General features: G+C 71.8%; 21 protein-coding genes and 2 pseudogenes. 13 read left to right on the top strand and 10 right to left on the bottom strand.

All coding sequences use genetic code 11. The features are described 5' to 3' along the window. Positions 1–20: 20 nt before the first annotated feature. A complete protein-coding gene (locus CRP51_RS12810; RefSeq protein WP_170970531.1) occupies positions 21–668 on the top strand; it encodes a TetR/AcrR family transcriptional regulator in 648 nt (215 codons plus the stop codon). A 130-nt stretch (positions 669–798) separates the two neighbouring features. Here the strand turns inward: CRP51_RS12810 and CRP51_RS12805 are convergent, their stop codons facing one another. Continuing rightward, entirely contained in the window at positions 799–1,527 is a 729-nt protein-coding gene (locus CRP51_RS12805) for a methyltransferase domain-containing protein (RefSeq protein WP_170970530.1), read from the bottom strand. 31 nt (positions 1,528–1,558) lie between these two features. Next, complete coding sequence (locus CRP51_RS12800; RefSeq protein ID WP_245880550.1) at positions 1,559–2,128, bottom strand: Fur family transcriptional regulator; 570 nt, start codon at positions 2,126–2,128, stop codon at positions 1,559–1,561. 101 nt (positions 2,129–2,229) lie between these two features. On the opposite strand from CRP51_RS12800, the gene CRP51_RS12795 reads away from it, so the two are divergent. After that, on the top strand, positions 2,230–2,964 hold the full coding sequence (locus tag CRP51_RS12795; RefSeq protein WP_245880549.1) for an ATP-binding cassette domain-containing protein: 735 nt from the start codon (positions 2,230–2,232) through the stop codon (positions 2,962–2,964). A 129-nt stretch (positions 2,965–3,093) separates the two neighbouring features. Here CRP51_RS12795 and rpmG read toward each other — a convergent pair whose 3' ends face one another. Continuing rightward, positions 3,094–3,258 carry a 50S ribosomal protein L33 gene (gene rpmG, locus CRP51_RS12790; RefSeq protein WP_097231235.1) on the bottom strand — a complete coding sequence of 55 codons (165 nt, stop codon included), beginning with the start codon at positions 3,256–3,258 and terminating at the stop codon, positions 3,094–3,096. 126 nt (positions 3,259–3,384) lie between these two features. Between rpmG and CRP51_RS29965 the strand changes: the two are divergent. From CRP51_RS29965 to CRP51_RS12775, 3 genes and pseudogenes are all read left to right on the top strand, one after another. Continuing rightward, positions 3,385–3,468, top strand: a pseudogene (locus tag CRP51_RS29965) (30S ribosomal protein S14); the annotation flags it as partial. A 37-nt stretch (positions 3,469–3,505) separates the two neighbouring features. Further along, a pseudogene (gene rpsR, locus CRP51_RS12780) lies at positions 3,506–3,733 on the top strand (30S ribosomal protein S18); the annotation flags it as partial. Positions 3,734–3,897: 164 nt separating this feature from the next. After that, positions 3,898–4,302, top strand: a complete 405-nt coding sequence (locus tag CRP51_RS12775; protein ID WP_245880548.1) for a glucose-6-phosphate dehydrogenase (NADP(+)) — start codon at positions 3,898–3,900, stop codon at positions 4,300–4,302. Positions 4,303–4,555: 253 nt separating this feature from the next. Here the strand turns inward: CRP51_RS12775 and CRP51_RS12770 are convergent, their stop codons facing one another. Continuing rightward, positions 4,556–5,944, bottom strand: a complete 1,389-nt coding sequence (locus CRP51_RS12770) for a serine/threonine-protein kinase (RefSeq protein WP_245880547.1) — start codon at positions 5,942–5,944, stop codon at positions 4,556–4,558. Positions 5,945–6,710: 766 nt separating this feature from the next. Next, positions 6,711–7,340, bottom strand: coding sequence for a helix-turn-helix domain-containing protein (locus tag CRP51_RS12765; protein WP_245880546.1), 630 nt, complete (start codon positions 7,338–7,340; stop codon positions 6,711–6,713). A 62-nt stretch (positions 7,341–7,402) separates the two neighbouring features. On the opposite strand from CRP51_RS12765, the gene CRP51_RS12760 reads away from it, so the two are divergent. After that, positions 7,403–8,800: an MFS transporter gene (locus CRP51_RS12760; RefSeq protein WP_212615895.1), complete on the top strand. Its 1,398-nt coding sequence runs from the start codon at positions 7,403–7,405 to the stop codon at positions 8,798–8,800. A 409-nt stretch (positions 8,801–9,209) separates the two neighbouring features. Here the strand turns inward: CRP51_RS12760 and CRP51_RS12750 are convergent, their stop codons facing one another. Then, complete coding sequence (locus CRP51_RS12750) at positions 9,210–10,040, bottom strand: helix-turn-helix transcriptional regulator (protein WP_097231229.1); 831 nt, start codon at positions 10,038–10,040, stop codon at positions 9,210–9,212. 1,008 nt (positions 10,041–11,048) lie between these two features. Here CRP51_RS12750 and CRP51_RS12740 point away from each other — a divergent pair. Beyond that, positions 11,049–11,825 (top strand): SDR family NAD(P)-dependent oxidoreductase, encoded by a 777-nt coding sequence (locus tag CRP51_RS12740; RefSeq protein ID WP_097231227.1) that lies wholly within the window; start codon positions 11,049–11,051, stop codon positions 11,823–11,825. Positions 11,826–12,245: 420 nt separating this feature from the next. Here the strand turns inward: CRP51_RS12740 and CRP51_RS12735 are convergent, their stop codons facing one another. The 4 genes from CRP51_RS12735 to CRP51_RS12715 all read right to left on the bottom strand — a co-directional run bounded on the left by CRP51_RS12735 (position 12,246) and on the right by CRP51_RS12715 (position 15,071). Continuing rightward, a complete protein-coding gene (locus CRP51_RS12735; protein ID WP_097231225.1) occupies positions 12,246–12,620 on the bottom strand; it encodes a DUF7848 domain-containing protein in 375 nt (124 codons plus the stop codon). Positions 12,621–13,164: 544 nt separating this feature from the next. After that, on the bottom strand, positions 13,165–13,596 hold the full coding sequence (locus tag CRP51_RS12725; protein ID WP_097231224.1) for a YjbQ family protein: 432 nt from the start codon (positions 13,594–13,596) through the stop codon (positions 13,165–13,167). Between the two features lie 63 nt (positions 13,597–13,659). Then, positions 13,660–14,682 (bottom strand): LacI family DNA-binding transcriptional regulator, encoded by a 1,023-nt coding sequence (locus tag CRP51_RS12720; RefSeq protein WP_097231223.1) that lies wholly within the window; start codon positions 14,680–14,682, stop codon positions 13,660–13,662. 68 nt (positions 14,683–14,750) lie between these two features. Further along, on the bottom strand, positions 14,751–15,071 hold the full coding sequence (locus CRP51_RS12715; protein WP_097231222.1) for an L-rhamnose mutarotase: 321 nt from the start codon (positions 15,069–15,071) through the stop codon (positions 14,751–14,753). Between the two features lie 262 nt (positions 15,072–15,333). On the opposite strand from CRP51_RS12715, the gene rhaI reads away from it, so the two are divergent. Genes rhaI through CRP51_RS12685 form a run of 6 tightly spaced genes read left to right on the top strand, consistent with a single transcriptional unit; the run spans position 15,334 to position 23,032 of the window. Then, positions 15,334–16,494 carry an L-rhamnose isomerase gene (rhaI, locus tag CRP51_RS12710; protein WP_097231221.1) on the top strand — a complete coding sequence of 387 codons (1,161 nt, stop codon included), beginning with the start codon at positions 15,334–15,336 and terminating at the stop codon, positions 16,492–16,494. Between the two features lie 2 nt (positions 16,495–16,496). Beyond that, positions 16,497–18,557 carry a bifunctional aldolase/short-chain dehydrogenase gene (locus tag CRP51_RS12705; protein ID WP_097231331.1) on the top strand — a complete coding sequence of 687 codons (2,061 nt, stop codon included), beginning with the start codon at positions 16,497–16,499 and terminating at the stop codon, positions 18,555–18,557. A 58-nt stretch (positions 18,558–18,615) separates the two neighbouring features. Beyond that, positions 18,616–20,130 (top strand): rhamnulokinase, encoded by a 1,515-nt coding sequence (locus CRP51_RS12700; RefSeq protein ID WP_281259647.1) that lies wholly within the window; start codon positions 18,616–18,618, stop codon positions 20,128–20,130. A 1-nt stretch (position 20,131) separates the two neighbouring features. Further along, positions 20,132–20,884 carry a (Fe-S)-binding protein gene (locus tag CRP51_RS12695; RefSeq protein WP_097231220.1) on the top strand — a complete coding sequence of 251 codons (753 nt, stop codon included), beginning with the start codon at positions 20,132–20,134 and terminating at the stop codon, positions 20,882–20,884. 25 nt (positions 20,885–20,909) lie between these two features. Continuing rightward, positions 20,910–22,394 (top strand): lactate utilization protein B, encoded by a 1,485-nt coding sequence (locus tag CRP51_RS12690; protein ID WP_097231219.1) that lies wholly within the window; start codon positions 20,910–20,912, stop codon positions 22,392–22,394. Next, positions 22,391–23,032 (top strand): LutC/YkgG family protein, encoded by a 642-nt coding sequence (locus CRP51_RS12685; RefSeq protein WP_097231329.1) that lies wholly within the window; start codon positions 22,391–22,393, stop codon positions 23,030–23,032. Before CRP51_RS12690 ends, CRP51_RS12685 begins: the two co-directional genes overlap by 4 nt. Positions 23,033–23,091 lie beyond the last annotated feature (59 nt).

The raw sequence follows: 23,091 nt of genomic DNA, 5'->3' as shown, positions 1-23,091 counted from the left end.
CCCGTGCAACGATGAGGCCCATGACACAGCAGCGACGCCCCCGGCCGGGCCTGACCACGGCCTCTGTCGTCGCCGCCGGGCGGCGGCTCATCGAGCGGGATGGACTGGAGGCCTTGTCCATGCGCTCAGTCGCCGCCGAGTTGGGGACCGCGGCGACCTCGCTCTACCGCCATGTCGACGGACGTGAGGACCTGCTGGTGGCGATCCTCGAGCAGGTGGCGGACGGATTGCCGGTGACCGTCCCGGGTGAGAACCCCGGGGCCCGCCTCCTCACCCGTTTCACAGAAGCCCATGACTACATGGCGGACCACATCTGGGTGCTCCACATCCTGATCCGAGGCGAACTTGTCGCCCACAACGCCTTCTTCTTCGCCGACGCGTGTGTCGAGGACTTTCTTGAGGCCGGGCTCCCTCCGAGCGAGGCCATGTCCGCGTTTCGCTCCTGCTGGTACCTGATCCTCGGCGAACTCCTCGCGGAACATCCGCTCAAGCCGGTCCACCACCCCTCCCAACGCGACCGCCTGACAGCGAAGATCACCCCCGAGCAGTTCCCCGCGCTGGCACGCTACAAGGCCCAAACCACCGGCCAGCCGCCACCGCCTGATCCATCCAGCCACGCTCTGCGCGCCCTCCTCAGGGCGCTCCTTCCGAGCGAAGCACGCCCCTGATCCAGCACGAGGCACCCAGGGCCCGCGCCTGTCCGGAGTGACCTTCCGCCGCGCCTGCCAGCCGGGACAAGCTCATACCGGCGAACCGCCTCGACGCCTCGATACCGGGCAGGCGTCACCTGACGCGAGGTCAGGAGGTCTGATGATCGAGCACCCGGATGTCCGTGTCCCCGAGCGTCCGGGGGACAAGGTCACAGGCCGCCCACTCGGCCCGCAGTTCCTCGTCCGTGACCACCCACCAGTCGTACTCCACCTCCACGCGGGCGACGACGCGGCCCTGGTGAAGCGTCTCGTAAGTCATGTGCCAGAGCACACGCTGGTCACCGGCGGGCTCAGCCTCGGACCATCCTCGGTAGTCATACGTGCCCACTCGCACCGTCGCCCCCGCCACGCGCGGGACCGCCGCGGGAACCGTGGGAGGTGGGTTGTTGACCACCACCGTCCCGGCCGGATCGAGACATGTAGTGATCCTCGCCCACAACGAGCGACGCTCGTCGGGCGCCAGGTGCCCGATCATGTTCATCGCGAGGACAGCCCGTGCTCGCTCGGGAAAGGGGCATTCCAACGCTCCCTCAGCCATCACGGTTGTGCGGGCGGCGAGCGCTGGATCATCCATCAGTCGCGCCAACAGGGCCGTGCGCATGGCCGCCGATGGTTCGACAGCGAGAAGCGGAGCTTCGGGAAGCGCGGCCGCAGCGATCCGCGTCCCACGCCCCGCGCCGGCGCCGAGGTCGATCACGGGGCCATCGAGGGCGGACAGCCGCGTGAGCTCGGCGGCGAGCGAATGCCCGATCTGCTCCCAGAAGCCAGCGATCATGGGATCGATGAACGGCGCGGAATGGGCGTACGGATCGGTCACAGCACTTCCTAGAGGTCGACGCTTCCCGCCTTCACGAGGCGGCGTGAGAGAAGCCCTTCCACGTGGCATCGCGGTAGCCCACGGGGGGCCCGGCAGGGCACCGGGGGGATGACAGCGAGGCAGGAGAGGCCGCCCCCTCTTGCCCGGGGGCATCGAGATCGGACTCGGCTGCGGTGACCGGCTCACCCCGTGCGGATTCCCCAATGGTCGGGTCCGTCCGGCAGGGGGCGCATACTCCGGTGAGCTGGACGACATGTTCGAGGGCCGCGTAATCCGAGTCCGCGCCCACGCGCCGCACCCAGTCCTCCAGCACCACCGCGTCGAGCGCTCTGCTGGTGCCGCAGGCACGGCAGATGATGTAGTGCCGGTGCCCGTCGAGGGCCCGCGTCCGGAAGTAACGCGTGCCCCTTTCATCGAGAACCACATCCGCACGGCCGTGGATCTCCATGTCACGGAGGGCCCGATACACAGTGGTCAGGCCGACCCTCATTCCTCGGGCGACCGTGAGGGAGTGCAGCCGTCGCGCCGAAACGAACTCGCCGCAGTCGGCCAGCACGTCCTCGACCGCCGCACGTCGTCGAGCTGCCCGTGCACCGAGCATGACGTGTGACTGCCGCTCGCTCCGTCGGCGCCCCAAGGCGGATCACCCCGAAGGATCTGGCTACCAATCGACCCGCCTCACCGTAGACGACAATGATTGCCATGTCCATTTTCCCGGCGCCGCGACAGCCCCGGACACATCACACCCATCCGCCGACCGGCACCCTAAATGCCTTCCGTCACCAGCCCGAGGGGCACGCGGTCCTGTCCGAGGTCAGCTTCTCCGTGCGCCCCGGGGAGACCGTCGCCCTGACCGGCCCCTCCGGTGGAGGCAAGTCGACCTGTGTCCAGTTGGCCCTGCGCTTGTGGGACCCTGACAGTGGACGCGTCACCCTGGGCGGGGTGGATCTGCGCGACCTGGCGGATGCCGACCTCCGCGCCCTGGTGACCGCGGTGCCGCAGCGGGTGGACCTGTTGACCGGGACCATCGCCGACAACATCGCGCTGGCCTCGCCCGACGCCCCGTCCCGCCGGCTGCGCGCGGCGGCCGATACGGCCGGGCTGCTGGATTCGGCGGCCGGGCTGCCGCTCGGGTTGGACACCCCTGTCGGGGAACGCGGCACCGGTCTCTCGGGCGGGCAACGCGCCCGGGTCGCCCTGGCCCGCGCCCTCCTGGTCGAGCCGAGAGTGCTGGTCCTGGACGAGACGCTGGCCCATCTCGACGCGCACGCGGAGGCCGCACTGACCGCCGCGCTGCGCACACACGCGAGCGACCGGATCACGTTGCTGATAAGTCACCGAGAGGCCACCCTCCGAGCGGCCGACCGAGTCCTGGAGTTGCGCGCGGGCCGGATCACCGTCCCGAACACCGGCACGAACAGCACGCCGTCCGGCTGACACCCGTAGCCCGACACACAGGCGGGGCATGGAGGAACTCCCTGACTCCGTGGTCGTGTAGCAACGTACGCAGCACCGTGCCGGTCAGGCGGGGACGTTCATCGAAAGATCGGCCCACTATCCGGGCACTCACCGCTCCTCGCGGAAAAGCACGTGCCGGCGCACGACCGGGTCGTACTTGCGCAGCTGGAGACGGTCGGGGTCGTTCCTGCGGTTCTTGCGTGTCACGTAGGTGTACCCGCTGCCAGCGGTGGAGCGGAGTTTGATCACCGGGCGGATGTCGTTGCGAGCCATGGGGGCTACTATACGCAAACGGCAATCATGTTCAATAAGGGCCACGGGCCCCCGTGCCCCCTGACCATCCGCGTCCACGAGGAGATGACTTCAGTTGGCCGTGCCCAAGCGGAAGATGTCGCGCAGCGCGCGTTCGGGCTCTCCCGGATCAACCTGCGCCGGATGGGCCACGCCGGGGAGCTGCCCGGAGTGACCAAGTCCGGCTGGTGAGCCGGCACCCCACACCACGACGAGGAGGCGATCGAGCATGAGCAAGCAGACCCGACGAGGCAAGGAACGCCCGCCCCGCCCCAACCCGCTGATCGCGGCGGGAATCACGTACATCGACTACAAGGACACCGACCTGCTGCGGAGGTTCATCTCCGACCGGGGGAAGATCCGCAGCCGCCGCGTCACCCGGCTCACCGTCCAACAGCAGCGCGCGATGGCCAAGGCCATCAAGAACGCCAGAGAGATGGCTCTGCTGCCCTACCCGACCACGCCCCAGGCTGCCCGCCGAGGAGGCCGGGGCCGACCCGCGGCGCCGGACCGAGCCCTTCGCCGAGATCACCTTGGAACTCGACAGCTGGCGGTGGGCGGGCACCGCGGTTCCGGCTGCGAAGCGGCAAGGCCCTCGGCAGGAACCGCAAGGAAGTCGCGGTGCGCTTCCGCTCCGTTCCACACCCGCCGTTCGGGCAGGACCAGGACATCCCTCCCAACGTGCAGCGCTTCGGACTGGAACCGGAGAGCCTGACCATGGAACTGACCGCGACCGGGTCCCGTCCCGAAACCCTCACCCCACTCTCGTTGACCGCCCGCATGGACGCCCCGGATCTGCCGGCCCACGGCCGTCTGCTGCTGGATGTCTTCCGGGGCGACCCCGCCCTGTCCATCCGCGGCGACGAGGCCGAGGAGGCGTGGCACGTCGTCGAGCCGGTCCTGTCCGCCTGGGAGAGAGGGCTGGTGCCGCTGGAGGAGTACCCGGCCGGCTCGCAAGGACCACCGCCACGCCATGCCACGCCCGAGCGGCGGGACGACCTGCTTCACGAGGAGTCGCTCCGGTGACCCTGGTGGTGGGTGCGAAGCCAGGGGCGAGTTCTCGGATGAGGTTGCGCACCGGGGAGCGCGGGACGCTGCAGCGGCTTCGTCTGCTCGTCGGTGATCTCGGCCGCTCGCTCCGCTGGGCGGGCGCTATCGACCGATCCCCGCGAGGGAGGGCCTACCACGCGCCTCGGTCAGTCACCGCGATCTCCAGGCCGGCGCCCCAGACGGCCACATGCCCTACCCTGCCCTGCCCTTCTGCACGTTCCCCGCTGGTTCAGTTCCAGGACCCGACTTCGATCTCGAGGACGAGTTCGCCGTCCTGTTGCCGGGTTGTGGCGCTGAGGATGGTGGGTTCGCTGAAGCCGTCTCTGCGGTCGATGCCCCAGACGCATCCGACCGTGTCCGTCATGCAGGTGGGGTTGGTGCTGGGGATGCCGGCCGTCTCGACGCCCGGGGCTCCTTCCAGCCATGCCGCCATGCCGTCCCACTGTCCGGGGGTGGGGTCGCCGCTGATGGGGCCTCCGGCGTAGACGACGCGTGCCCAGTCGCCGCCGCCACGCATCCTGGCGTCCACCGTGAAGTCCGGCGGATGGCCCATGGCTTCGGCCACCTCGCGGTTGTCCTGGTATTCCGCGTCCCCTGAGTCCCTGGCCAGGAACGAGGACGCCACGACGGCGACGACGGCCGCACCGGTCCACGTGACGCGACGGTAGAGGCGGCGGCGGTCCACCGCGGGCGTGGCCGCCGGGGACCGCGCTGGGATGCGGGGAGATGGTACGGCGGGTGGCTGTGCAGGGGCGGTGGGCCATCGGGCCGGGTCCGCAGGGAGCGGGTGGGGGGCTGGCGGCTGGCCGGCTATCCGGTCCAACTGGGCCAGGAGTTGTTCCATGGACAGGCGCTGGGCCGGTTCCTTGTGGAGGAGGCCCTCCAGGGTGGGAGTGAGGGGCCCGGCCCGTACGGCGGGGGCGGGGGTCTCCGTGACGACGGCGACCAGTACGGCGCTCGGGGCCGACCCCGCGAAGGGCGGGCGTCCTTCCACGGCGGTGTAGAGAGTGGCCCCCAGGGACCAGAGATCGGACGCGGCGGTGGCCGGCAGGCCGCGCACCTGTTCCGGCGCCATGAAGGCGGGCGTTCCCATGATCATGCCGGTGGCCGTGAGGGTGGCGTCGCCTTCCAGGCCGGCGATACCGAAGTCGGTCAGGACGGCCCGCCCGTCCTCGATGAGGATGTTGGCGGGCTTGATGTCCCGATGGGTGATCCCCCTCTGATGCGCGGTGCTCAGCGCGGCGGCGACCTGCCGCCCGAGCTCGGCGACGTGCTCGGGAGACAGCGGCCCCTGCCGCAGCAGGTCGTCCAGCGATCCCCCGGTCACCAGCTCCATGACGATCCACGGCCGCCCGTCCACTCCGGCGATCCGGTCGTAGACGGTCACGATCCCCGGATGCTTCAGCCGCGCCGCCGCCCTCGCCTCCCGATCCAGCCGGGCCATCCAGGTGGCCCGCTCCTCGGCTCCCAGATGTTCCGGGAGACGCAGCTCCTTGACGGCCACGTCCCGCCCCAACTGCAGGTCATACGCACGCCAGACCGCGCCCATCCCGCCCCGGCCGAGGAGGCTGGTCAACTGGTACCTGTCCGCGAGGAGTTCCCCGTGATCGTCGTCCACGAACGGGAATATAGTCGGCCCGCACTCACCGGGTGGCCCCGGTGTCCGCCGCCGCTTCGCTGTCGTCGTGGTTGAGCCGTTCGATTTCCTTTAGCAGTTGCGTGGCGCGCATGTGGCCCCTGTGGCCACCCGGCCCAACCGCACGTCAGAAGAAGTGCAGGGCGTCTCTCCGGTGCACCCGAGTCCGTTTGCCAACGTCTTGCCCGGTACCCCGACGTGGGGCCGTGGTGCAGCAACGTCAGTCGCGGCTCGCCACCGATGACCAGGAACGCCGTCGCGATCACTGTCCCTGTGTTCGTATGCGTCTGGTGGGATTGGCCGTGCGCATCGTTCTGCCGCAGCCCCGGTGGAGCGCCTATCGGTCCTCGGGCCGCGGTGCCGCGTTGACCTGGTGGGGTGCCAGCACGGCTTCGGGGAGTCCACGGGCGCGGAGCCGTCGATGATCCCAGGGCGCCGTCCGTACCGAGGCGGTCGATGATCTCCGCGAGGGAGCGCAGCAGCCGGCCAGAGGCGGGACACCGCATCCCCGGTCGGTCAGGAACGGGCGCGCTTCACTGATCGCATCTGTGCCGATGGAACGGTCGACGCGGAATCAGCGGGCCAGTACGTCGTGAGTGGCGCCGTCCCCGCAGGCGCACCAACGTGGCCCCCACCCTCGAAGACCGGTTTGCGTCTGCCTCCGGCGCCCAAGGCCCGGCGCCGAGTTCGGCGCTGTGTATGCGTCCGGACGGTTGGCGAGAAGGACGGATGGCGCCTTCCCGCGCGGTCAGATGAGCCGGTGTTCGAGGCGGGGAACGGCTTGGTCCCCGTTGGGGCCGAACAGGTGCAGGATTTCCACGGAAGTGCCGTCTTCGGGGCCGAACCAGTGCGGGGTCGTCGCGTCGAACTCGGCGGTCTCGCCCGGTGACAGAGTGAGGTCGTCTGCACCGACGATCAGCCTGAGGGTTCCGTTGAGCACGTACAGCCATGCGTGCCCCGGGTGGGAGACCAGTCGTGGTTCGCGGGGACCGAGGACGTGCTTGAACGCGTTCACTCGCGCCGGGTACCGGGTCAGGGGGACGATAACGCCTCCGCCCGCATGCCGTCGCGGCTCAAGATGCAGGCGGGGATCTCCTGTTGCCGGGGCGGCGATGATCGCCTCCAGGGCGATGCGGTACTCCCGGGCGAGGGGGATGAGGACATCGAGCGTGGGCTGCCGGTGCCCGGTCTCCACCCGGGACAGCACGCTGAGCGAGAGGCCGCTGGCCTCGGCGACGTTGGCGAGTGAACGTCCGCGCACTTCCCTGATCGACCGCAGACGAGGGCCGATCGCCGCTAGGACCTTCGCGGTCTCGGCGTCCATGCGGAAGCCCCATTCCCGTGCTTTGCGGATTCCGCAAAAAGCGTAGGTCGTCATGCTAGCGCCTGAACAGGATTGCCGGAGAGCAGTTCCGACATGATCGTGGATGCGAGGGTTCCGTGACAGAAACACTGAACGTGTCGGCGTTGGGAGTCGGGCGTCGCTGGTCGGTGCTGGTGATCTGCGCTCTGGCACTGTTCCTCGTCGGTTTGGACACCACGATCGTCACCACCGGGCTCACGCACATGGGAACCGAACTCGGAGTCGACGCGGGCGCTTTGTCGTGGGTGGTCGACGCCTACACCGTGGTCTTCGCGAGTCTGCTCGTGACCGCCGGGGCGCTGGCGGATCGGTTCGGCCGGCGGCGGGTCCTCCGGATCGGCCTGGGCGTCTTCGGGACATCCTCGCTGCTGTGCGCGGTGGCCGGAACGCTGCCGATGCTCATCGTCGCCCGGGCCGTTCAGGGAGTCGGCGCCTCGATGCTCAGCCCGGTGGCCCTGGCCATCGTGGTGAACGTGATGCGCGATCCCAGGGAGCGAGCGCGGGCGATCGGGGTGTGGGGCGCGATGTTCGGTCTGAGCATGGCGGCGGGTCCGCTGACGGGGGGTGTGCTGCTGGCCGTGTTCGACTGGCGCGCTCTGTTCTGGATCAACGTTCCTCTTGTCCTGATCGTGCTGGTTCTGGTCGCGCTCGTCGTCCCGGAGACGCGGGGAGAGAAGGTCCGCCGCTTCGACGTCCCCGGCCAACTGCTGCTCACCACGATCCTGGGCATTGCGGTGGGAGTGCTGATCGAGGGACCCGGTCGCGGCTGGCAGGACCGGTGGGTGCTCTCGGGGATCGTGGTACTCGTTGTGCTGGTCTGGGTGTTCATCCGGGTCGAGTCGCGACGTCAGGACCCGCTGATCGACCCCGGCTTGTTCCGCATACCGAGCTTCACGGGCGCGATCCTGGGGGCCGTCGCGGTGTTCGTCGCGTTCAGCATGACGCTGCTCCTGACGACGAGAATCGTGCGGGAATCATGGGGGTGGGCGGCGATCGACGCCGGCGCGCTGACCCTGCCGATGGCGCTCGGCGCAACCGTGTTCGCGCCGGTGTCGGGCCTCCTCGTCAGTCGAAACGGCCCCCGGAGACCGCTGATCGGCGCGGGAGCACTCCCCGCCGCTGGAGGAGCGTGCCTTCTGATCGCTGTCGAGAGCGGCGAGCCCCTCGCCTTGGTGGCGGCGTACCTGCTGGTCGGTTCCGGGATCGGATGCGCGAACGCGCCGATCACGAACACCGCCGTCAGCGGGCTCCCGCCCGAGCGTGCTGGCGTCGCAGGCGGCACCGCCTCGGCGGCACGGCAAGTGGGGACCGCGCTCGGCATCGCGATTGCCGGAAGCCTGCTCACGGACGCACGGCCGGAGCAGTATGCCGGCGCGAGCCTGCCCGGATGGAGCATCGTGGCGGCATGCGGCCTGCTCCTGATCATGGTGGGCACGCTCGCGCGTCGCGGCACTCATCCGCGCCATGCTGAATAGGTCCACGTGTGCCCCACACACAGATCGACCTTTTACTGGCACGACGCTTGATGCGACGACTGCTGGGTTCACTCGTTGACCTGTTCCACGGATCGGAAAGTATTCGAGGTCAACGCTCGTCGCTGGCGAGCCCTGGCCCGCCACCTGGGCCGCCGCGAGTACATGAGCGACACTGTCCAGGCCGTCGCCAGCCTGCTGTCCCATCAGCAGGCCGCGGACCTGACGTCGACACGGCGGAGGTGAACGCCGAGCCCAGCGGGCCGTGCTGGAGGGCTGGCTGCGTCGTCGTTCGACGGCCCAGGCTCTGGCCCGGCGCTCGCGGATTGTGCTGGAGTGCGCCGAGGGGCACTCGATCGTTCGTTTGCCGACAGGGGGGCGGTCTCGGGGAGCATGTGGTGCCGTGCGGGTCTCAGCCGCTGAGTGTCTGAGTTCCCAGAACGGAGAGCAGGGCGAGGCGTTCGGCGTCTTCGGTGCCGGGTTCGGCCGTGTAGGCCATGATGCGCAGGTGATTGCCCGCGACGTGGAGGACGTCGCAGTCCAGGGTGAGGGTGCCGACGGTGGGGTGGTCGATGGTTTTGCGGTTCGACTGGTGCTCGGCGGTGGTGCCGGTGTCCCAGAGGTCGGCGAAGCGGGCGCTTCGCCGTCGGAGCTGGGTGATCAGGTCGGTGAGCGCGGCGTCGTCCGGGTAGAGAGCGCCGGTGCGGCGGAGGTCGGCGGCGAGGAGCTGCTGGAGGGCACCGTTGGATTCAGGGGTGTGGCGTACGCGGGTGGTGGAGGTGACGAAGGCTCGCCAGGCCGCGTTGAGGTCGGGGCCGGTCCACTCTCCTATGAGGGCGGTGTAGAGGGGATTGGAGAGGAGCTGGGTCCAGGTGGCGTCGTAGACTGCAACGGGGGTGTCGCGCAGGCGATCGAGGATGCGGTGGACACCGGGGGTGATGTGGCGGGGGACCGTGCCGGGGCCGAGGACGGCGAGTCCGGCGAGGCGGAAGAGGTGTTCACGTTCGCCGCTCCCCAGGCGCAGGGCGCGGGCGAGGGCTTCGATGATCTGGGGCGAGGGGTTGGTGGCGCGCCCCTGTTCGAGGCGGACGATGTAGTCGGCGGAGATCCCGGCAAGGTGGGAGAGTTCTTCGCGCCGCAGCCCCGGTGCGCGTCTGCGGCCACCTGCGGGAAGGCCGGCCTGCTCAGGGGTGACGCGGTCGCGCCAGGCGTGCAGGGCTTCGCCGAGTTCGGTTGAGGACATGCCGCCAGTGTGGCAAAGGTTGTCTTTACCTTTCCTGGTACTGATAGTCCCAGGAAGACGGGTCCACTACCTAATGATCTGAATGGTGCACATGCTGACTGCATGAGCGAAACACGAGCACCCAGGGCACTCCCGTCGTCGGGTTCATCGGGCTGGGCGATGGGCCTGCCCAGGGCCCGGGCGGTCGCCGGGGCCGAGTTTCTTCTGCATGTGTGGGCCCGCCGCCCGGCCTCTCTCGAAGCGCTGACCGGTGTGCCGCAGGAGGGAACTGTTCGCCCGGAACCGTACTCGACGCTGGCACCGCCCCGGGCAACCTCACCGAGCGGGGCCTGTCCGGGGCCCGCGGTCTGTCCGCCCTGCTGTCCCGCCTGAACGGCTGACCCGGTGGCCAACACGAGCATCACCGAGGTCATCCCGCTGGTCCTGCGTGAGCGCCAGAGCCGGGACCGCAGCTGGTACGAGCAGATAGCTGCCTCCTACAGCGCAGACAGCCACATCGAGATGAGCTGGTTCACCGGCAGCGGCGCCGAGTTGACCACCCGGACCCGCGCAATGGACGACCGCGGCGACATCGCCGTGCACCGGCTGGGCCCGCCCACCGTCCACGTGGCCGGCGACCGGGCGCTGGCCGAGCTGCCGCTGATCATCGAATGGCGCATCGACGTGAACGGGGCCGAGGCCGACCTTGTCTCCTCCTGCCGCTCGCAGTGCCGCGCGCCCAAGAGGTGGACGGGGTGGGTCGCAGGGCCGCCATCACCTCCAACGCCCTCACCCCGTCCTTCCCGGCACGAACCCGCACCTGGATACCGCGGAGCTGGCCGCCTACCGACCCTCCTACCGGTTCCCGCCCTGGTTCCTCAACCGCCAGGGACACCCCCCCACGGGCGATGACCTGGGCGACGGCCGGCCCGGACCCGTCGCCGAGCGGTACCGCAGCGAGTTCACCTGGCTGCACCGCGCCTCCACCGCCCCGGCCGCCTGAGCCGGGCCCCGAAAGGAAACACCCCCATGAGCAAGCTCGCCCTCGTCACCGGCGCGACCTCCGGCATCGGCAAGGCGTTCGCCGAGCGCTTTGCCGCCGACGGCTACGACCTGATCATCGTCGGCCGCCGCCAGGAGCGCCTCGCCGCATTTGCCTCCGCCCGCCCCGAGGCCACGGTCCGCACCGTCACCGCCGACCTCTCCACCGAAGAAGGCATCGACACCCTCGCGGCGCTCTGCGCCACCGAGCCGCTGGACGTGCTCGTCAACAACGCCGGCGTCTCCCACTACATGCCGCTGGCCGACCTGCCCGCCGACAAGGCTCGCGAACTCGTCAACGTCAAGGTCCTCGCCCCCACCCAGCTCATGCGCGCCGCGGTGGGCCCCATGCAGCAGCGCGGAACGGGCACCATCCTCAACGTCGCCGGCATGATCGCCTTCTCCGGACCGGCGGGACCCGAGGTCGTGCCGCGCCGGGCCGTATACGCGGGGACTCTGGCCTACCTGGTCGCCATGACCCAGACCCTGGCCGCCGAGGTCGCGGACTCCGGCGTCACGGTCGGCGTCGTCTGCCCCGGCGTGGTGGCCACAGAGTTCCACTCCTCCCAGGGCCTGGACATGAGCGCCGTACCCCGCATGAGCGCCGACGACCTCGTCACCGGCGCCCTGCGCGGCCTGGAACTCGGCGAGACCGTCAGCGCCCCCGGCGTCGAGGACCCTCAGCTCCTGAAGGACGTGTTCGCCGCCGACCTCGCCGCCTTCAACGGCCAGTCCCCCGCCCTCGCCACTCGCTACACCAAGTAGCCACAGCGGGCGACGGCCCCTTGGGCCACACCGTCGCCTCGTCCGGGCACCACTCCCTTCCCTCCGGGGGTACGGCGCACGCCTCCTGCTCAGCCGACGCGATAACCGGAAGCCTCGTCGATGATCTGCGCCGCGAGCAGTACGGCGAGCACCGCGCAGACTGCCGCTCAGAAGGCGCCGTTCAGGTAGGAAATACTCATGTTCAGATGATGTCCCGCCCTTCCCGCACCTGCCCGTGGGGCAGCACCCAGCCTTCCTGACCGTCCCCCGGGTGCCGCGCACCATCAGCACGTGATGGGTCTGGGTGGTGGCCAGCACGTGGAAGGTGATCGGGATCGGGGAACGGTTGATCGTCGTCAGCATCGGTCTCTCCTTGGATCGGTCGAACAGGGGACGGTCAGGGAACGGTCAGGGAACGGTTCAGGAGGTGAGGGCCGGCAGGAGGCCGGAGAGGGCCGTCAGCAGGCACATCAGGCCGACGAACGCCGGCCCCACGGGCCCCGGGCCGGACGGCGCAGTAGGCGGCGGGGCGTCCGCGCGGGGAACGACGCGCCAATGGCGTTCCGTCCGGGCCAGGAACAGCGTCTGCTCGGGGTGGTCCTGGGAATGTTGAACGGCCCAGACCGCCACGGGGAGCGAGTCGTCGCCGGAGGGCGGGGAGAGGGCCTCGCAACTCATGCACTCCGCGCCGTAGATGCCCTCCGGCACCCCGGGCCCTCGTTCCTGGATCAACACCCGGTCCGCGGCCTTCACGATCGACGCGGCGTGCGGGTCGTGCGGGTTGTGGTGGGTCACTGGGGGCACCCCTTCCAGAAGCGGGTGCCGAAGGTCGTGCGGGCCCGGGAACGCCAGCGCCCCCGGGTGGGCCAGGGCACCCAGGAATCGCCGGCCGGCCGGTAGGGCTCCCGCGCCCGCCCCTCGTCGTCGCGCGGCGCGGCACGCGCCGTATCGGTGAAGTCCCAAGCCATCGCGTTGAGTTGGCGTAGGCACGCGTCGCAGGCATAGAGCGGAGGCCGTCGTGCGGGCCTCGCTCCCCCGGCAACCAGGCACCCAGCCGCAGTCGCGTCAACGGGTCCGTGGCCCCGGAGACCCCCCGTCGTCGGCCCACCCGACGACGGCCCCCAACGGATGCGGCGGCGGCCAGCACATCGTTCCGCTGACGCTCCGGCGAGCTGGTGGCCGCCTTCAGCCGTGACAGACGCCGCACTCCCCGCACGCGCCTGCCGCACCCGTCATACGGTCGCTCGCTCGCTCCCAGCTCTGTGTCGCGCGTCGCCTCCCCGCCCCGCGTCGCACCGGGTGCGGAGAACCGGCGGCGTCACCCGGGGGAAGCGCTCGGCTATCCCAGGAAGGTCAGGCGGACCTGGCGGTGGGGGTTGTCGCCGTTGGTGTCGACGACGCAGACGGACTGCCAGGTGCCCAGGGCCAGGCGGCCGGAGAGGACGGGGAGGGTCGCGTGGGGCGGGACGAGGGCCGGGAGGACGTGGTCGCGGCCGTGGCCGGGGGCGCCGTGGCGGTGCTGCCAGCGGTCGTCCGGGGGAAGCAGGTCGCGCAGCGCCGCCAGGAGGTCGTCGTCGCTGCCGGCGCCGGTCTCGATCAGGGCGATGCCGCAGGTCGCGTGCGGGGTGAAGACGTTGAGCAGACCGTCCCGGCCGTCGGCGACCTCCCGCAGGTAGGCGGCGCACTCGGAGGTCAGGTCGTGCACGACCTCGCGGGAACCGGTGGTGAGGTCGAGGACGCGGCTGTCGAAGCGGTCGTTGGTGTGGGTCATGGCATCCATGTTCGCCGGGTGGGGCACTGAACCGCGCGCGCCACGCCCCGGCGGCATCGGTGCTCAGCGACGGGCGGCCAGGCTGGACTCGCGGACGATCAACTCCGGTTCGAAGACGATCCGTTGGTGCCGGTGGCGGGCCGCGTCCTCGCCGGTCTCCTCCAGCAGCAGCTCGGCGGCCTGCTGCCCCATCCGGACGGCAGGCTGCCGCACCGAGGTGAGCGGCACGGCGGCGGCCGCGGCGAACTCGATGTCGTCGTACCCGACGATCGCCATCTCCTCCGGCACCCGCACCCCGGCCGCGAACAACGCCTGGAGGACGCCGAGCGCCAGCAGGTCGTTGGCGCAGAAGACGGCGGTCGGCCGGGGCGCGAGGCCCAGCAGCCGGGCACCGGCGTCGCGGCCGGAGGCCACGTCGAGCCGGTCGGCCTCGATGTGGCGCAGCGCGCCAGCGGGCAGCCCGGCGTCGGCGAGCGCGGCCCTGGCGCCCTCCTCGCGGTCGCGGCACTGCTTGAGCGACATCGGCCCGCTGACGTAGGCGACCTCGGGATGCCCCTGGTCCAGCAGGTGCCGGACCGCCAGCGTTCCGCCGCGCACGTCGTCGACCGAGACGGAGCAGCCCTCGGCGCTGGGCAGCACGCGGTCGACGAAGACGAACGGGATGCCGTGCCTGCGGAACTCGGTGAGGTTGCGTCCGGACATGTCGGCCGGGGTCAACAGCACGCCGCGCACGCGCTGTTCGGCGAAGAGGGACAGGTAGTCGGCCTCCTCGGCCGAGCTCTCGGCGCTGTTGCAGAGCATCACGCCGAGCTTGTCGGCACGGGCGACGCGCTCGGCGCCGGTGGCGACGTCCACGAAGAACGGGTTGCCCATGTCGAGCACCAGCAGCGCGATGATCCGGCTCTGCCCGGCGCGGAGTTGGCGGGCCGACTCGCTGCGGACGTAGCCCAGGCGCGCGATGGTGGACTGGACGCGTTCCCTGGTCTCCTCGGCGACCATGTGGGGCCGGTTGATGACGTTGGAGACGGTCCCGACGGAGACCCCGGCGGCCCTGGCCACTTCCTTGATGCCGACCGTGTGCGCCATGTCCGTCTTCCGTTCGTCTCGTGTCCCGCGTAGCCGGGCCATGGTATGCACCGGCGGGGGCGTGCCGCTCAGGCCAGGTGGAAGACCTCGGTCAGCGGCTTCATCGCCTCGTCGGGGCGTTGACCGTCCATCGGCTCGAAGAGCTCGCCCATCTCGGCCTGCCAGCGGTCGTTGACGTCCGTGGCCGCCATGGCACGCTGGGCGGCCTCGAAGTCCTCGGTCTCCAGGTAGCCGACGAGGAGCCCGTCCTCGCGCAGGAAGAGGGAGTAGTTGTGCCAGCCGGTGGCGGTCAGCGCCTCGCGCATCTCGGGCCAGACGTCGGCGTGGCGGCGCCGGTACTCCTCGACGCGGTCGGGGCGGACCTTGAGCAGGAAGCAGACGCGCTGCACGGGACACTCCCTGTGAAAGGTTTCATGCGAGTGGGGGCCAGCATGGGACGGGGCGCGCGCGGCGTCAAGGGCCGCCGGCGCGGGCGGGCGCGCGCCGGACCGTTCCGAGAAAGAGGAGGTGAGCGGTTGCGGGATTGGGCCGCTCCCTTGACAGCGCTCGGCGCCGGCTCTTAGCGTCGACGGTGACTGTGAAACGATTCATAGCCGTCTCCTGAACGTTCCCCCGAACCGTCCCCCTCAGCGCTACGGGAGCCCTGATCGCATGACCCCCTCCCCCGCCGTCAAGGCGGCCCTGTCCTCCCAGGCCATCGAGACGCCCTCCTGGGCGTACGGCAACTCCGGCACCCGTTTCAAGGTCTTCGCGCAGGAAGGTGTGCCGCGCACCCCGTTCGAGAAGCTGGACGACGCGGCGCGGGTGCACGCCCACACCGGGGTCGCGCCCACCGTCGCGCTGCACATCCCGTGGGACCGGGTCGACGACTACGCCGCGCTCTCCGACCACGCGCGCGAGCGGGGGCTGCGGCTGGGCGCCGTCAACTCCAACGTCTTCCAGGAGGACGACTACAAGCTCGGCAGCGTCACCCACCCCGACCCGGTCGTGCGGCGCAAGGCGCTGGGCCACCTGCTGGAGTGCGTGGACATCATGGACGCCACCGGCTCGACCGACCTGAAGCTGTGGTTCTCCGACGGCACCAACTACCCGGGCCAGGACGACATCCGCACCCGGCAGGACCGGCTGGCCGAGGCGCTGGCCGCGGTCTACGAGCGGCTGGGCGAGGGGCAGCGGATGCTGCTGGAGTACAAGTTCTTCGAGCCCGCGTTCTACATGACCGACGTCCCCGACTGGGGCACCGCCTACGCGCACTGCCTCAAGCTCGGGCCGAAGGCGCGGGTCGTGGTGGACACGGGGCACCACGCGCCGGGCACCAACATCGAGTTCATCGTGGCGACGCTGCTGCGGGAGGGGAAGCTCGGCGGCTTCGACTTCAACTCCCGCTTCTACGCGGACGACGACCTGATGGTGGGCGCGGCCGACCCGTTCCAGCTCTTCCGCATCATGTACGAGGTGGTGCGCGGCGGCGGGCTGACGCCGGACGTGGCGTTCATGCTGGATCAGTGCCACAACATCGAGCCGAAGATACCGGCGATCATCCGCTCGGTGATGAACGTGCAGGAGGCCACGGCCAAGGCGCTGTCGGTGGACGCCGACGCGCTCGCGGCGGCGCAGGCCGAGGGTGACGTGCTGGGCGCCAACGAGGTGCTGATGGACGCCTACCACACCGACGTGCGGCCGTTGCTGCGCGCGTTGCGCGAGGAGTGGGGGCTGGACCCGGAGCCGATGGCGGCCTACCGGCGTTCGGGCTGGGCGGAGCGGATCGTGGCGGAGCGACAGGGCGGCCAGCAGGCCGGTTGGGGGGCGTGACGATGGGTGCCGACGAGACGAGTGGGGCGACGCACCCGGAGGTGGCGGCGCTGCTGGCGCGTTCCCACCGGCTGGGGGCCGACCCGAGGAACACCAACTACGCCGGTGGCAACGCCTCGGCGAAGGGCTCGGCGACCGACCCGGCCACCGGCGAACCGGTGGAGCTGATGTGGGTCAAGGGCTCCGGCGGCGACCTGGGGACGCTGCGCGAGGAGGGGCTGGCGGCGCTGCGCCTGGAGCGGCTGCGGGCGCTGGTCGGGGTGTACCCGGGGGTGGAGCGCGAGGACGAGATGGTCGCCGCGTTCGACTTCTGCCTGCACGGCAGGGGCGGGGCGGCGCCGTCGATCGACACGGCGATGCACGGGCTGGTCGAGGCGGCGCACGTGGACCATCTGCACCCGGACTCGGGGATCGCGCTGGCCTGCGCGGCGGACGGCGAGGCGCTGACGGCCGAGTGCTTCGGCGGGAGCGTGGTGTGGGTGCCGTGGCGGCGTCCCGGCTTCCAGCTGGGCCTCGACATCGCCGAGGTGAAGCGGGCGCACCCGGAGGCGATCGGCTGCGTGCTGGGCGGCCACGGGATCACCGCGTGGGGGGAGACCAGCGAGGAGTGCGAGCGCAACTCACTGCACCTCATCCGCACTGCGGAGGCGTTCCTGGCGGAGCGCGGCGCGGCGGAGCCGTTCGGGGCGCCGCTGCCCGGCTTCGGCCCGCTGCCGGAGGCCGAACGACGGGCGCGGGCGGCCGCGTTGGCGCCGCACGCGCGGCGGGTCGCGACGCGCGACCGGCCGGCGGTGGGGCACTTCACGGACGCGCCCGAGGTGCTGGACTTCCTGGCGCGCGCCGAGCACCCCCGGCTGGCGGCGCTGGGCACCTCCTGCCCCGACCACTTCCTGCGCACCAAGGTCCGGCCGCTGGTGGTGGACCTGCCGGCCGACGCGCCGCTGGAGCGCGTGGTGGAGCGGCTGGGCGAGCTCCACGAGGCGTACCGGGAGGAGTACCGGGCGTACTACGAGCGGCACGCCACCGAGGACTCGCCGGCGATGCGCGGCGCGGACCCGGCGATCGTGCTGGTGCCGGGCGTGGGCATGTTCTCCTTCGGCAAGGACAAGCAGACGGCGCGCGTGGCGGGCGAGTTCTATGTGAACGCGATCAACGTGATGCGGGGCGCGGAGGCGGTCTCGACGTACGCGCCGATCGAGGAGTCGGAGAAGTTCCGCATCGAGTACTGGGAGTTGGAGGAGGCCAAGCTGCGGCGGATGCCGCCGCCGAAGCCGCTGGCGGCGCGGGTGGCGCTGGTCACGGGCGGCGGCTCGGGCATCGGGCGGGCCACGGCGCTGCGGCTGGCGGCGGAGGGCGCCTGCGTGGTGGTGGCCGACCGGGACGCGGCGGCGGCGCTGGCGGTGGCGGAGGAGCTGGGAGGCCCCGACCGCGCCCTGGCGGTGACGGTGGACGTCACCGACGAGGAGCAGGTGGCGGCGGCGGTGCGGGAGACCGTGCTGGCGTTCGGCGGCCTGGACCTGGTGGTGAACAACGCCGGCATCTCCCTCTCCAAGCCGCTGCTGGAGACGACGGTGGCGGACTGGGACCTCCAGCACGACATCATGGCGCGCGGCTCGTTCCTGGTCTCGCGCGAGTCGGCGCGGGTCATGATCGACCAGGGCCTGGGCGGCGACATCGTCTACATCGCGTCGAAGAACGGCGTCTTCGCCGGGCCCAACAACATCGCCTACGGCGCGACCAAGGCCGACCAGGCGCACCAGGTGCGGCTGCTGGCGGCCGAGTTGGGCGGGCACGGCATCCGCGTCAACGGGGTCAACCCGGACGGCGTGGTGCGCGGCTCCGGGATCTTCGCCGGCGGCTGGGGCGCGAAGCGGGCCGCGGTGTACGGGGTGGAGGAGGAGCGTCTCGGCGAGTTCTACGCGCAGCGGACGCTGTTGAAGCGCGAGGTGCTGCCGGAGCACGTGGCGGCGGCGGTCTTCGCGTTGACCGGCGGGGACCTGGGGCACACCACCGGGCTGCACATCCCCGTGGACGCCGGGGTGGCCGCGGCGTTCCTGCGCTGAGGGCGGCGTCCGCCGTCCGTTTCCTTCGAAGTCGTCCGCGAGTGTGGTGAGGTGCGTCGTGTCCGCTGATCAGTCCGGGTTCCCCGATGCGGGCGGCGCGCCGTTCGCCGCCGTCGACCTCGGCGCCTCCAGTGGCCGGGTGATGCTCGGCCGGGTGGCGGCGGGCGGCGGCGTGGAGCTGGTGGAGGCGCACCGCTTCCCCAACCGGCCGGTGCGGGTGGCCGGCACGCTCCACTGGGACGTGCTGGCCCTGTACCGGGGCGTGCTGGACGGGCTGCGGGAGGCGGGGCGGCGGGCCGGGGGCCGGCTGGCGGGGGTCGGGATCGACTCCTGGGCGGTGGACTTCGGGCTGCTGGACGCGTCCGGGGCGCTGCTGGGCAACCCGGTGCACTACCGCGACGGGCGCACGGCCGGTGTGGCCGAGCGGGTGGGGCGGCTGCTGCCCCCGGAGGAGATGTACCGGGCGACGGGGCTGCGCGCGCTGCCGTTCAACACCGTCTACCAGCTGGCCGCGCTGGAGGGCTCCCCCCAACTGGCGGCCGCGCGGCGGCTGTTGCTGATGCCTGACCTGGTCTCCTCCTGGCTGACCGGGGTGGCGGGCACGGAGCTGACCAACGCGTCCACGACCGGGCTGATCGATCCGCGCACGGGCGGGTGGGCCCGCGAGGTGGCGGAGGCGGTCGGCGTGGACCTGGGGCTCTTCGCGCCGCTGCGGCGGCCGGGCGAGCCGGCCGGGGAGCTGCTGCCGGAGGTGCTGGCGGAGTGCGGGCTGACCGGCCCGGTGCCGGTGACGGCGGTCGGCTCGCACGACACCGCCTCCGCCGTGGTGGGGGTGCCGGCGACGCGGGACGGCTTCGCCTATGTCGCGACCGGCACCTGGTCGCTGGCGGGCCTTGAGCTGCCGGCGCCGGTGGTGAGCGAGGCGGCCCGGCGGGCCGACTTCACCAACGAGCTGGGCGTGGACGGCACGGTCCGCTTCCTGCGGAACATCATGGGCCTGTGGCTGCTCCAGGAGTGTCTGCGGGAGTGGGCGGGCGGCGGTGAGGAGCCGGCGCTCGGGCCGCTGCTGGAGGAGGCGGCGGCGCTGCCGGGCCCCGGGCCCGTGGTGGACGCGGGCGACGAGGAGTTCCTGGCGCCGGGCGGGATGCCGGCGCGGATCGCGGCGGCCTGCCGGCGCTCGGGCCAGCCGGAGCCGGCGGGCCGGGCGGCGATGGTGCGGTGCGTGCTGGACTCGTTGGCGCTCGCCCACCGCGAGGCGGTGGCCGAGGCGGCGCGGCTGGCGGGCGCCGAGGTGCGGGTGGTGCACGTGGTGGGCGGCGGCGCGCGGAACGCGCTGCTGTGCCAGCTGACGGCGGACGCCTGCGGGCTGCCGGTGGTCGCCGGGCCGACGGAGGCGGCCTCGCTGGGGAACGTGCTGGTGCAGGCGAGGGCGGCGGGACGGGTGCGGGGCGGGCTTTCGCGGCTACGCTCGTGCGTGGCCGCGTCGCAGACGCTGGGCCGCTTCACCCCCCGCGGCGACGCCGCGGTGTGGGAGGCGGCGGCGCGGCGGATCGCCGAGGACGGAAGGGGCTGAGATGCGGGTCGCGCTCTTTGTCACCTGTGTCAACGACACGCTCTTCCCGCGGACCGGGCAGGCGGTGGTGGCACTGCTGGAACGGCTGGGGGTGAGCGTCGACTTCCCCGAGGAGCAGTCCTGCTGCGGGCAGCCGCAGTTCAACACGGGCTACCGGCGGGAGACCGAGCCGCTGGTGCGGCGCTACGCGCGGGCGTTCCACGGCTACGACTACATCGTGACGCCCTCCGGCTCCTGCGCGGCGATGGTGCGGGACAACTACCCGAGGATCGGGGCGCGGGCGATGTCCGAGGGCCGGGACCGGGGGCTGGCCTCGGTGGCGGAGTCGGTGGTGCCCAGGACGGTGGAGCTGACGGAGTTCCTGGTGGACGTGCTGGGGGTGACGGACGTCGGCGCCTACTACCCGCACACGGTGACGTACCACCCGACCTGCCACGGCCTGCGGATGCTCGGCCTGGGCGACCGGCCGCGACGGCTGCTGGAGGCGGTGCGGGGGCTGCGGCTGGTGGACCTGCCGGGCGCGGAGGAGTGCTGCGGATTCGGGGGCACGTTCGCGGTGAAGAACGAGGCGGTCTCGGCGGCGATGGGCGCGGACAAGGCCCGGCACATCATCGCGACGGGCGCCGAGGCGGTGTGCACGGTCGACAACTCGTGCCAGACGCACATCGGCGGCACGCTCTCCCGGCTGGGCGCCGGGGTGCGGCCGGTGCACCTGGCGGAGATCCTGGCCAGCACGGAGGAGGCGCGGTGGTGAGGCACGGCGCCCGGGAGGCGGCGGTATGAGCGGTGGGACGTATCTGGGGATGCCGGCGTTCCCCCGGGCCGCGGAGGCGGCCACGCGGGACGAGCGGCTGCGGGCGAACCTGACGCACGCCACGCACACCATCCGCGACAAGCGGGCGCGCGCGGTGGCCGAGCTGCCGGACTGGGCGGAGCTGCGGGCGGCGGGTGCCGCGATCAAGGACCGGACACTGCGTCATCTGGACAGCTATCTGGAGCGGTTGGAGGCGGCGGTCACGGCCGCCGGCGGACAGGTGCACTGGGCGGCCGACGCCGCGCAGGCCAACGAGATCGTGACGCGCCTGGTCCTTCAGACCGGGGAGCGCGAGGTCGTCAAGGTCAAGTCGATGGCCACCCAGGAGCTGGGGCTGAACGCGGCGCTGGAGCGGGCCGGGGTGCGGGCGTTCGAGACGGACCTGGCGGAGCTGATCGTGCAGTTGGGCGACGACCTGCCCAGCCACATCCTGGTGCCGGCGATCCACCGGAACCGGCGGGAGATCCGGGACATCTTCACCGAGCGGATGGGCGAGTGGGGCCGGCCGGCGCCGGAGGGCCTGACGGACGAGCCTGCGGACCTGGCGGAGGCGGCGCGGCTGCATCTGCGGCAGAAGTTCCTGGACGCGAAGGTCGGGATCTCGGGCGCCAACTTCATGGTGGCGGAGACCGGCACGATGGTGGTGGTCGAGTCCGAGGGCAACGGGCGGATGTGCCTGACGCTGCCGGAGACGCTGATCTCGGTCGTCGGCATCGAGAAGGTGGTGCCGACCTGGCGGGACCTGGAGGTCTTCCTCCAGTTGCTGCCGCGCTCGTCGACGGCGGAGCGGATGAACCCGTACACCTCGATGTGGACGGGCACCTCCGACGGGGACGGCCCCTCGACGTTCCATCTGGTGCTGGTGGACAACGGGCGCACGGACACGCTCGCCGACGAGGTGGGACGGCAGGCGTTGCGCTGCATCCGGTGTTCGGCCTGTCTGAACGTGTGCCCGGTCTACGAGCGGGCCGGCGGGCACGCCTACGGCTCGGCCTACCCGGGGCCGATCGGCGCCATCCTCACGCCGCAACTGCGAGGCGTGGACACGGTGTTGGACGCCTCGCTGCCGTACGCCTCGTCGCTGTGCGGGGCGTGCTACGAGGTCTGCCCGGTCGCGATCGACATCCCCGAGGTGCTGGTGCGGCTGCGGGAGCGGGTCGTGGAGGGCGGCGAGGCGACGGTCCGCGGCAGCCGGGTGCGGATCCGGCCGGCGCGCGGGCACGCGGCGGAGCGGGCCGCGATGCGGGCGGCGCGCTGGGCGCTGGACCATCCGGGCGCGCTGCGCGCGGGGCAGCGGGTCGCGGGGCGGATGCGGCGCCTCCAGCCGCGCCGGCTCCCGGGGCCGGGCGCGGCGTGGTCGCGGACGCGGGACATGCCGCCGCTGCCGCCGGAGTCGTTCCGTTCGTGGTGGCGCAGGACCAGGGGCGAGAGCGGGGAGGCGGGCCGGTGAACGCGCGCGAGGTGGTGCTGGGGCGGGTGCGTCGGGCGTTGGCCGACGTGCCGCGCGAGGAGGACCCGGAACGGGAGCCGCTGGAGCGCGGCTATCTCGACAGCCATCAACCTGCCGACGCGGTCGGGCTGCTGGCGGAGAACCTCGCCGACTACCGGGCGCTGGTGCACCGTTCGACGCCCGAGGAGCTGCCGGGGCTGGTGGCGCGGCTGCTGGCGGAGCGCGGCGCGGCCAGCGTGGTGGTGCCGGCCGGGCTGCCGCCCGAGTGGCTGGCCGAGGTGCCGCGGGAGGTGCGCCGGGTCCCCGACGAGGCGGCGGACACCGCGCGCCGGCTGGACGGGGTGGACAGCGTGGTGACGGGCTGCGCGGTGGCGATCGCGGAGACCGGCACGGTGGTGCTGGACGCCGGCCCGGACCAGGGGCGGCGGCGGATCACGCTGGTGCCGGACCATCACGTGTGCGTGGTGGTCGTCCCGGACCAGGTGGTGGACTCGGTGCCGCAGGGGCTGCGGCGGCTCGATCCGGCGCGCCCGCTGACCTGGATCTCGGGCCCCTCGGCGACCAGCGACATCGAGCTGGACCGGGTGGAGGGCGTGCACGGGCCGCGCCGGCTGGACGTGGTCCTCCTGGAGGAGTAGGCCCGAGGGACCGCGCGGCGTCCGGTCCCGCGGCCGATGCCCGCGCCCGGCGCGGGTCC

The organism is Streptomyces zhaozhouensis (assembly GCF_900230195.1).
GTDB lineage: Bacteria > Actinomycetota > Actinomycetes > Streptomycetales > Streptomycetaceae > Streptomyces > Streptomyces zhaozhouensis.
The sequence above is the reverse complement of the archived record's forward strand: the minus strand, read 5'-3'. Positions and strand labels throughout refer to the sequence as shown.